This is a genomic window from Flavobacterium restrictum, assembly GCF_007097245.1.
Taxonomy (GTDB): Bacteria; Bacteroidota; Bacteroidia; order Flavobacteriales; family Flavobacteriaceae; genus Flavobacterium; species Flavobacterium restrictum.
Genome location: NZ_VJZT01000024.1, coordinates 19106 through 28288, shown reverse-complemented (window position 1 = coordinate 28288; position 9183 = coordinate 19106). Strand labels below are relative to the sequence as shown.

Below are 9183 nucleotides of genomic sequence, written 5' to 3'. Positions count from 1 at the left end.
TAAGAAATAAAACAAAAGGATTATGTTTGTGGGTACGAGCGAGACGCTCGCACTAGCGAGGGGGCTACAACTCCCCCGCTAGTCCGAGCATTAGGTATCATTGGGCTAGCGCGAGTTTCAAACTCGTGCCCACAAACACAAGCAAACAAAACAAGCTACAACCCTAAAAAAGTTGTAGTTTTTGGTTTAAGAAATAAAACAAAAGGATTAAGTTTGTGGGTACGAGCCCGAGGCATCGCACTAGCCCAATGATACCTAATGCTCGCGACGGCTGGGGGCACTCTCGATGATGCAAGGCGGTAAGTTTTTTAGCGGAGCAGCAGCAGGATTTTTAGGGCATTTAGGAGGTGCAGCTTGGAGCAATACGGTAGGCAATAGCAATATTGGAGCAATTGGTTTTGGAGCATTAAGCGGTGGTGTGGGTGCCGAGCTTACTGGAGGCAACTTTTGGCAAGGTGCGGTGACTGGTGGAATTGTAGCTGGGTTGAATGGGGTGTTGCACTCGATGAATAATAAAACCACCTTAACGGAGGACGATATCAAAAAAATATACGATGCTTACCCTTCTGGAGATCATTCAAATCCAAATTTTGTTCAGAGAGATGATGTTTATAAAAATATTGGAGGAGATATCTATAAAGATTATTTAAGTAACGGATATGATAGTAGTGGGAATGCTAATCCAGCATATGCAAATACTTGTTCTCTTAGATTAAGTTATGCTTTAAACAAGGCAGGATACACAATTCCTAAAACCAGTGGTACTTTTAGAGGAGCCAATAAATTGAATTATTTTTATAAGGTTGATAAAATTCAAGTATATCTCTCAAACACATATAATTTTACACAAGCAAGTTTAGGAATGCAAATACAGAGTTCAATTATTATTCAAAAAAAATGTGGTTGGAGTGATGCTACTGGACACGTAGATGTACTATATGGAGGTAGAGCCGGCTCTCACTTTTACAATCAATGCTCTACTACATTTTACTCATCAAAATAAAAAACAGATATGAAAATTGTTTATATATTATTAGCAATTTGTTTAACTAATTGTTCAGCTCAAACAAAAGACAACAAGTTAGAAGGAGAACTTGTTAAAATTAAAAATCAGGCATTTTGTGATTGTTATTATGAGGCAACAAAAAATGAATCAGTTAAATATAAAGATGGTTCAAATTATGTTCAAATAATAAACTTAAATGAGGAATACATTTTTGGTAATGAAAATTATAGAAAAATGATAGATAATTGGGTTAAAAAAGAATATAAATCATACGACTCAAATAATAACTTGTATCTAATGAAATGTTTAGATTTTTACAATAGTAAAGAATTAAAAAAATTCATTGATTCTGTAAGACAACAAGAGATAATATTGAATGATAAGTTTAAAAAAAATAAACGATGACAGACAACAGGGCAAACCCCCGCTAGTCCGAGCATTAGGTAACACTGGGCTAGCGCGAGTTTCAAACTCGTGCCCACAAACACAAGCAAACAAAACAAGCTACAACCCTAAAAAAGTTGTAGTTTTTGGTTTAAGAAATAAAACAAAAGGATTATGTTTGTGGGTACGAGCGAGACGCTCGCACTAGCGAGGGGGCTACAACTCCCCCTTCGGGGGCTGGGGGGATTCTTTTAGACCGAGGCTACACAGGTCACGAGCACTTACAAAGCGTAGGTTTGATTGACATGAATGCACGCTTGTATGACCCCAAGTTGCATAGATTCCTACAGCCTGACAACAACATACAAGACCCATTTAACACCTAGAATTACAACCGTTACAGCTACGTTCTTAACAACCCACTCAAGTACACAGACCCAAGTGGGGATTCTCTTTTTGATGTTTTTGCTTGGATTTTTGCCGCTTATGTACACGGTGCAGTAGCTAGTGGTGGCGAAGCCAACCCCTTGAAATGGAACTCTAGTGCTATTACTAGTATTGGCTCGGTAGCAGCTTCTATAGGGATTACTAGCTATGTCAATGGCTATATGGAAAAATCTAATAGACTTCCATAATTAGGCGCTAGTGCTAGTAGTGGAGGAAGCAATAGCTCAATAAATAGTTCTTCTAGTCATTGGTACACAGTTGATTGGTCTAGGGTAGGAACAAGAGTTGTGGGGGCATTACAAATGACTGGCGGAGCTATTGAAACCATAGGTGGAGGAGTTGGAGGTGTAGCAACGGCTGAAACTGGAGTTGGTGCAGTATTAGGTTATGCTGTTGCTATGAATGGTGTCGATAATGCCTCTGCGGGAGCGATGCAATTATGGACTGGCGAAAGCCAAAATACCTTGCTACACAAAGGAGTAAGAGCCACTGCCGTATATGCTGGTGCAAGTTACGATACTGCCGATAGAGTAGCTACTTATGCAGATATATCGACAATAGCATTGGGTGGATTTGCTTCTTATAAAGGAATTACATCTGATGCAGGAATGTCTTTTAAAGCATATAAAAATTCAAAAGGAGGCACGGAAACATTGGCTAAAATTGCAACAACAAATAGGGAAGGGGTAAAAGTTACCCAAAGAATAAGTACAGAGTTTAGTCATACATTTATCACTCAACGAATGCAAAAAGCATATAACATGCCTAATTGGTTAGTTAATAATCCAGTTAACGTATGGAAGCTGAATACAGTTCAACATTCATTAATTGACTCTTATAGATTTAAATTTTTAAGAGCAGGCTTTAAAGATGAAGTTGGCTGGTTTGGAGAATATAATTGGTTTACAAAATTTCCACAATAAAAAACACAATTTTATGTTTAATTTATTTTTTAAGAAAAAAAGCAGGTCTCAATTAAACGATTGGGAAGTTGATTTGATGCTAAACACTTTCAAATTATTAGGAAGGGATTATGAAAAATTTGAAGAACAAATTACAAGAGGGATTATAAAATCAGTCAGACTTTATAAACAATTTCCAGATTATTTAAGTTTTGGTTTAAATGTTAAATTGCTTAATGAATATGAAAAGAAGCTAGAGAATTATTTTGAAATTGGAGGTTTATCAGTTTTTGATATAACATCAAAATCATTTATTCCATTTAGTGTTGAGTGTGATAACGGGTTAATTTTTGGTTATACAATGTTAACTCCAAAAAATTTCATGCCGGATTTGAATAAAATAAATGTTACAAATCAAATTAAAATACTAAAAGGAGAAGATGAGTTTAATAAAATAAAACACATATTTACAAATGAAGAAATTTCAAAGATAAATAAATCGGATGTTTATGAAGTCATACTTGATAACAAAACGTATTACCACATTAAGGATTTTGAAGATGGTGATTTTTTAGGAATTGATATCAACAAAAATATTTATATTATTAATCACGACCCTTATGAAGTTATCTTACAAAAAAACAGCTTCTTAAGTTATTTGTAGCCCTGCTAATTTTGCGATTAAAGACAATTATCTATATGGTAGGGCACATAACGAGTTTATAGCTTCAGGGCAATCTCCCCGCTAGTCCGAGCATTAGGTATCATTGGGCTAGCGCGAGTTTCAAACTCGTGCCCACAAACACAAGCAAACAAAACAAGCTACAACCCTAAAAAAGTTGTAGTTTTTTGTTTTAACAATAAAACAAAAGGATTATGTTTGTGGGTACGAGCCGGAGGCCCCGCTAGTCCGAGCATTAGGTATCATTGGGCTAGCGCGAGTTTCAAACTCGTGCCCACAAACACAAGCAAACAAAACAAGCTACAACCCTAAAAAAGTTGTAGTTTTTGGTTTAAGAAATAAAACAAAAGGATTAAGTTTGTGGGTACGAGCGAGCGTTTACTAATGCAACGGCACTTGTCGATCCTTCAGGAAAGGCAATTTGAGTCACTAGCAACGAGGTACCCGCTGCATTATAAACATGAACATGAATGTGAGTCGCTCTACTGGTATACCACCCTGGGAAAATAGAAGTAAAGCTAACCAATCCATTTGCGGCTGTTGTTTGACGTCCTCTCAAGAAATGAACCGTTGTATAATTAACCGTTTGCATAGAAGTTCCTCCATATTCGGAATAATATCCATCCTTATCACAATGCCAAATATCTACTATTGCCCCTTCAAGTGGAGCACAATTCGCATTAATATTTATAATCGAAATGTTGATTGTAAAAGCCACACCTGTACGATCACTAACAATGTTTGTTTTGATTAACGAGGACGGCGTAATAGTAGGAAATGGACCAGCTGTTTCGGCGGCTGTACTGCTACATGCTAAAGCGTTGTTTAGCGCACTAGTTGTTTTTTGAGGAGTTTTTGCTTTCATAAGCGATGGAGCTACAAGGGCTACTCCAAGAAAACCCAGACTGTTTTTTAAAAAATCTTTTCTTTCCATAATGACATGTATTAAAATTTATAAATTGATTTTAAATTAACGAAATTTCAAAAATTAGCAAAACAGCATCATTTGATAATGCTTCCCAAGCTACTGTTGGTATTCCCTGCAAACGCAAGCCGTCTTTGGATTCGAGCAATCTATTTTCGACTTCAAAAGCCCCGTTGATTACAAACACAAAAGCCCCGTTTGAAGGGTTTTTGAGTGTGTAAATTCCTTCTTTCCGTCCGTCATAAATCCCTATAAAACCAGTGGCAATTGAACTTTCGAAAATAGAAATCAAACTATTTTTTTGGGTAAAACCAAAATTAAACTCGGTATAACTACTTTTTGAAACCGTCACATCTCCAGAAAGCCAAATTTGTAAATAACTCACTTGTTCCTTTTCGTAGGAATTGCAAAGCTCAATTGTCATGGCTTGTTGGGCAAGAACAGCCCCAATTTGTTCCACCCTGATAAACTGTTTGTTGCCCAAATTGTCCGTGTAATCGACTCCGCCAAAGAGTGGTAGAACAAGCAACTGCATTCCTGATGCTACATTGATTTTCATCCGTTGATTGGGTGCCAGTACTTCCTCATTGAAAACTCGCAAAGCACCAAAAGGTTTTCTAGAAACCTCTTGGTATTCCTCAAAATTAAAAGTGGTCCACCGCTTGAAATTCTCGGTTGCAGTTACTCCTCGAACCTCTGATTTATAAATTTGGGCGAAATCTTGTTGTGCCATTTTGAACTATTTTACCCAATTATACAGCAACATTTATAGTATGTGTCAATACATATCCAGCGGCAACGCTCCCAGTTACAGTCGCTAATTCATTGGCAACCGAATCCGAAAATACGTTATCCGATGTATTATACGTATAGCCCGACATTCCTTTACTATAGCCATTGGCAGTCGATAAGTTGACCAAAACTACAGCGCTATTAGTAGCTTCGGGAAAGGCAATTTGCGTGACTAACAACGAGGTTCCCGCTGCATTGTATACATGGACGTGAATGTGTGTGGCTCTTCCGCTATACCATCCTGGAAAAATAGAAGTAAAGGTGACCAACCCATTAGCATCCGTTGTTTGTCGTCCTCGCAGGAAATGCACGGTCGTAAAATTAGCGGTTTGCATGGCTGTTCCTCCATATTCCGAGTAGTATCCATCCTTATCGCAATGCCAAATATCGACGATAGCTCCTTTTAGTGCGGCACAACTAGCATTGGTATTTTTTACAGTAATGTTTATGGCAAATGCAACTCCAGTTCGATCACTACTAATATCGGTTTTTACCAATGTGGAAGGTGTTATGGTAGGAAATGGCCCAGCGGTTTCGGATGCTGTAATGGAGCAAGTGCCTGATGTTGACGAATTGGTTGTAGTAGTAGCGGTAGCGTCGTCATCGCCTCCACAAGAATTAAATAAGGGTATTGCCAATGATCCCAAACCTACTAATCCTAAACCTCTTAAAAATTGTTTTCTTTCCATTATGATTTAATTTAAAATGTCCGAAGACTGATTTATACTGTTTTTTTTATGTTCCAAAGCAAAAATAGCTAGAGCAAAAAGTGCTAATACTAAAATTCCTCATGGTAAAAAACCAATTGTTTTTTGAATTAAAAGGCTACTATTATTGTATTTTTAGAAAGTCGTTCAGTAATCCATGTCAATGTGGTTAGTCCTGTCTAACCGGACTAAAGTAACCGAGAATACCATTAACAACCGTTTGAATCAACACTATTATCCACGGAACAATTAGAATTAATACAAAAATTTGCATGGCTTCGATGCCAATATTGAAACCCCTGACGGTGCGAGTATAAGGTATTACAAGGCTAGTGTTTATTAATGCTTGCCCAGCAAAGAGGGAAATAGCATTCTTAAAAATAAGCTCTACTTTTTTAATACTTTTCTGGTTGAAATATAGAGAATAGTAAAACAAGCCAAAATAAAAACAATCCAAATAGAATATTGAGCACTATTTTGTAAATAAATGGATATAAAATTTGATTTTTCTGTATATCGTTCTAGTAACCAGCTTATTGAAATTATTCCTGCCAATAATGCTCCTATAATTCGTACCCAGTTGTACACTTTATAAGAACTTAAAAGTAAGAGCCAAGGCATTACAAGTAGTATGACAAATAGTTGCATTAATTCTATTCCGATATTAAAACCTAATAGACTTAAAACTAATTTATTGGTTTCTAAATTTAAGTCGGTCAATATTGTTGCAAAAGCCAATCCGTGTAGGAGTCCAAATACGGATGCAATGTATATTTCCTTGTTGGCAAAGATGGGTTTTATAGCGTGAACAGCTGTAAACAAAATAGATAATGCAATAAACAGTTCTACTAGCTTTGCATTTGCGTTTATCAATCCAAAGGAACCCATAATTAATGTGATGGAATGACCAATTGTGAATGCAGTTGCAATTTTTAGAATTCTGATTAATGAATATTTTGTTCCGCCCGAACCAATCCATTTTTTACCATCTGTTACTAATGGTGCTGATAGCAGCAATACCAACAAAAAAAGCAAATGGTCTGTTCCTTCCGAAATGTGTTTCATTCCTAAACTTACCATACTTTTAAATCCTTTCCAAGACGAACCTTTTGCAAGATTAACCTTGAAGGGCAAAACTGTGTTGGTATTTAGATCTATGCTTATTATTCCAATTTCGGAATTGTTTTCGCCAATTTGTCCGTTTTCCCAATCTTGCTTTATGGTTACTAATATTCTGTGGGTTACTACTTGATGAATTATTGCATCATAATTTATGGTAAATTTTCTAACATTTTGGATGCTTTTGGGATTTATTGTTAGGTAAATTATTAATTCTTCGTATTTACCGGTTGCTTCTTGTTCGCTTCTTGAAATTTTCATTTTTGCAATTTCCATATTCCATTTTTTGCCATTGTTTCCTGTAATGGTAAAGTGTGAAAGTATGTATTTGGACAAATCTTGCTCGTGATTTTTTAGTAAATCATTGGTGTTTTTTGTTACATCAAACGGAACGGCAAATTGTAATTCTTTTAAAGGAAGTTGTAATTCGCAACGTATTGATTTTGAATGTACGTTAAGAGCAATTATCGAGTTTGGCATTGGATGAGCCAAAACCGACATAAAAGAGAATAACACTAAACCTAAAAATATAGATTTAGTGTTATTGAATAAAAATTTAATCATAAAAATTTATTTTTTAATAAATTTGGAAGTCATCGATTTGCCTTCATCTTCAATTTTGACGATATAAGTTCCCTTGGAAAGTGAAGCTACATTAATGTTTGCCGAAGTTCCTGAAACAGCAGATTTTTTTAAAATAGTTCTTCCTGTTATATCTGTAATAGAAAAATTTGCATTGGTAAAACTACTTTCGTTTGATATGCTCAAAACATCAGTTGTAGGATTTGGATATATTTTTATTTTTGACACTAAACTTACATCATTTACACTTAAATTGTCAATGGAAGAACCTGCCAAATCTACACCATAATCGCTAACGTGATCTCTCCAAACCGAGTGGTAATGTATTTGACTTGGGAAAACAACTCCAGTTTGACAAGCAAATTCTATCCAAACGTGTGGCCCATCTATTCGGACATAATTAGAATTTGAAGCTAAAAATGTGCTTGCACTTCCTACAGTTGCACTTCCTGTAAAAGCAACATAAGTAGTACTTAATTCGCTTGTGTATAATGCCATTAATGAAGCGGCCGTTGTTGCATCCAGATCTTGAACATAAGTTTGCATAGCAGCAATAACTAAATTTTGCTGCGTTGTTGACAATCCGCTACAAATTAACCCTTGCTTTGTGGTAGGCATTGTGTTTGTATTACCGTTACTTTCGCCTGGACTCATTAAACAATCACTAAAAGTTGTTGTTAATTTTGCAGTTGCAAATTGTGTTGAAGATAAAGAGGCTAACATATTTCTAAAAGCCGTTCTTTCATCTTCCATTGGGGCATAATATACACTGTTGTAGGTAAATGTTGCGGGTTCTAAAGCTACAAAAAGTGGTGTAGCACCAATCACGTGTCCGTTTTTAAAAGCAATATTGGCAGCATAATGATGCCCGCCAAATTGTAACATCCAAGTTCCTGTTGCTGATGGAGTTCCTAAAAAACACATCCAACGCAATCCAGACGTATAACCGCTTCCGCCACCATTGGCATTCAAATAATCCTCGGCAATTCTAATAGATTCAAATTCATCATATCCATTATTAGTCCCTGTTCCCAATGCAGCTTGTACTACCGCTAATGCCGATGTTAATTGGGCAGAAGTTAAATCTGCAAATCGAACACCATTTCTACAAGATGAACCACAAGGTAAATTGGACCATTTTCTGGCTAATGTAGTAGTATACGTTTGCTCTAATGTAGCTTGTTGTGTTGTAGTTAAGGTGGCTTTGAATGCCAAGGCCGCTGTAGCCACATCCGAAACAGAGGCTACTGAACTTGCCTTTTTGTTTCCAAATAATGCACTTGCATTTTGAGGTGTTTTGTTAAAAGGATTTAAATTTAGGGTAGAAAAATCAGTTGTTTTTGCCAAAATTGTTCCTACTATCGCCAATGAAATTATAGCAAACAAGTTTACTAAAGCTTTGTTTTCAGGCAATTTAATGTCTTTTTGAGTAATTGTATTCATAATAGCTATTGATTAAAATTAAATAATTAAAGTTAATAATTATTTTAATGATTGGAATAAAATGAGGTAAATGAGTATTTTTGAGCGGTAAAATCCTTAAAATTAAAAAAAAAAACGAACGAATTATACTGGTTTTAATTCAATTTATAAATACTGTTATATACGCTACGTCACAAATATTGAATTTATCCCTA

At 35.9% G+C, this 9183-nt stretch carries 9 protein-coding genes and 1 pseudogene; 5 read left to right on the top strand and 5 right to left on the bottom strand.

Annotated features, from left to right (window positions below; translation table 11 throughout):
• Positions 1–286 precede the first annotated feature (286 nt).
• The 5 genes and pseudogenes from FNW21_RS15245 to FNW21_RS15225 all read left to right on the top strand — a co-directional run bounded on the left by FNW21_RS15245 (position 287) and on the right by FNW21_RS15225 (position 3403).
• On the top strand, positions 287–1003 hold the full coding sequence (locus tag FNW21_RS15245) for a T6SS effector amidase Tae4 family protein (RefSeq protein WP_144257614.1): 717 nt from the start codon (positions 287–289) through the stop codon (positions 1001–1003).
• 9 nt (positions 1004–1012) lie between these two features.
• Positions 1013–1411, top strand: coding sequence for a hypothetical protein (locus FNW21_RS15240; protein ID WP_144257613.1), 399 nt, complete (start codon positions 1013–1015; stop codon positions 1409–1411).
• A gap of 227 nt (positions 1412–1638) precedes the next feature.
• Positions 1639–1837: pseudogene (locus FNW21_RS16785) on the top strand (RHS repeat-associated core domain-containing protein); the annotation flags it as partial.
• Between the two features lie 302 nt (positions 1838–2139).
• Positions 2140–2760, top strand: a complete 621-nt coding sequence (locus FNW21_RS15230) for a hypothetical protein (protein WP_144257612.1) — start codon at positions 2140–2142, stop codon at positions 2758–2760.
• 13 nt (positions 2761–2773) lie between these two features.
• Positions 2774–3403, top strand: a complete 630-nt coding sequence (locus FNW21_RS15225) for a hypothetical protein (RefSeq protein WP_144257611.1) — start codon at positions 2774–2776, stop codon at positions 3401–3403.
• A 370-nt stretch (positions 3404–3773) separates the two neighbouring features.
• Here FNW21_RS15225 and FNW21_RS15220 read toward each other — a convergent pair whose 3' ends face one another.
• The 5 genes from FNW21_RS15220 to FNW21_RS15200 form a co-directional block, all read right to left on the bottom strand.
• Positions 3774–4355: a dioxygenase family protein gene (locus FNW21_RS15220; RefSeq protein ID WP_144257610.1), complete on the bottom strand. Its 582-nt coding sequence runs from the start codon at positions 4353–4355 to the stop codon at positions 3774–3776.
• Between the two features lie 31 nt (positions 4356–4386).
• Positions 4387–5079: a pirin family protein gene (locus tag FNW21_RS15215; protein ID WP_144257609.1), complete on the bottom strand. Its 693-nt coding sequence runs from the start codon at positions 5077–5079 to the stop codon at positions 4387–4389.
• A gap of 19 nt (positions 5080–5098) precedes the next feature.
• A complete protein-coding gene (locus FNW21_RS15210) occupies positions 5099–5827 on the bottom strand; it encodes a dioxygenase family protein (RefSeq protein WP_144257608.1) in 729 nt (242 codons plus the stop codon).
• 405 nt (positions 5828–6232) lie between these two features.
• Positions 6233–7528 carry a HupE/UreJ family protein gene (locus FNW21_RS15205; protein ID WP_144257607.1) on the bottom strand — a complete coding sequence of 432 codons (1296 nt, stop codon included), beginning with the start codon at positions 7526–7528 and terminating at the stop codon, positions 6233–6235.
• A gap of 6 nt (positions 7529–7534) precedes the next feature.
• Positions 7535–8989, bottom strand: coding sequence for a DUF3500 domain-containing protein (locus FNW21_RS15200; RefSeq protein WP_144257606.1), 1455 nt, complete (start codon positions 8987–8989; stop codon positions 7535–7537).
• Positions 8990–9183: the final 194 nt, after the last annotated feature.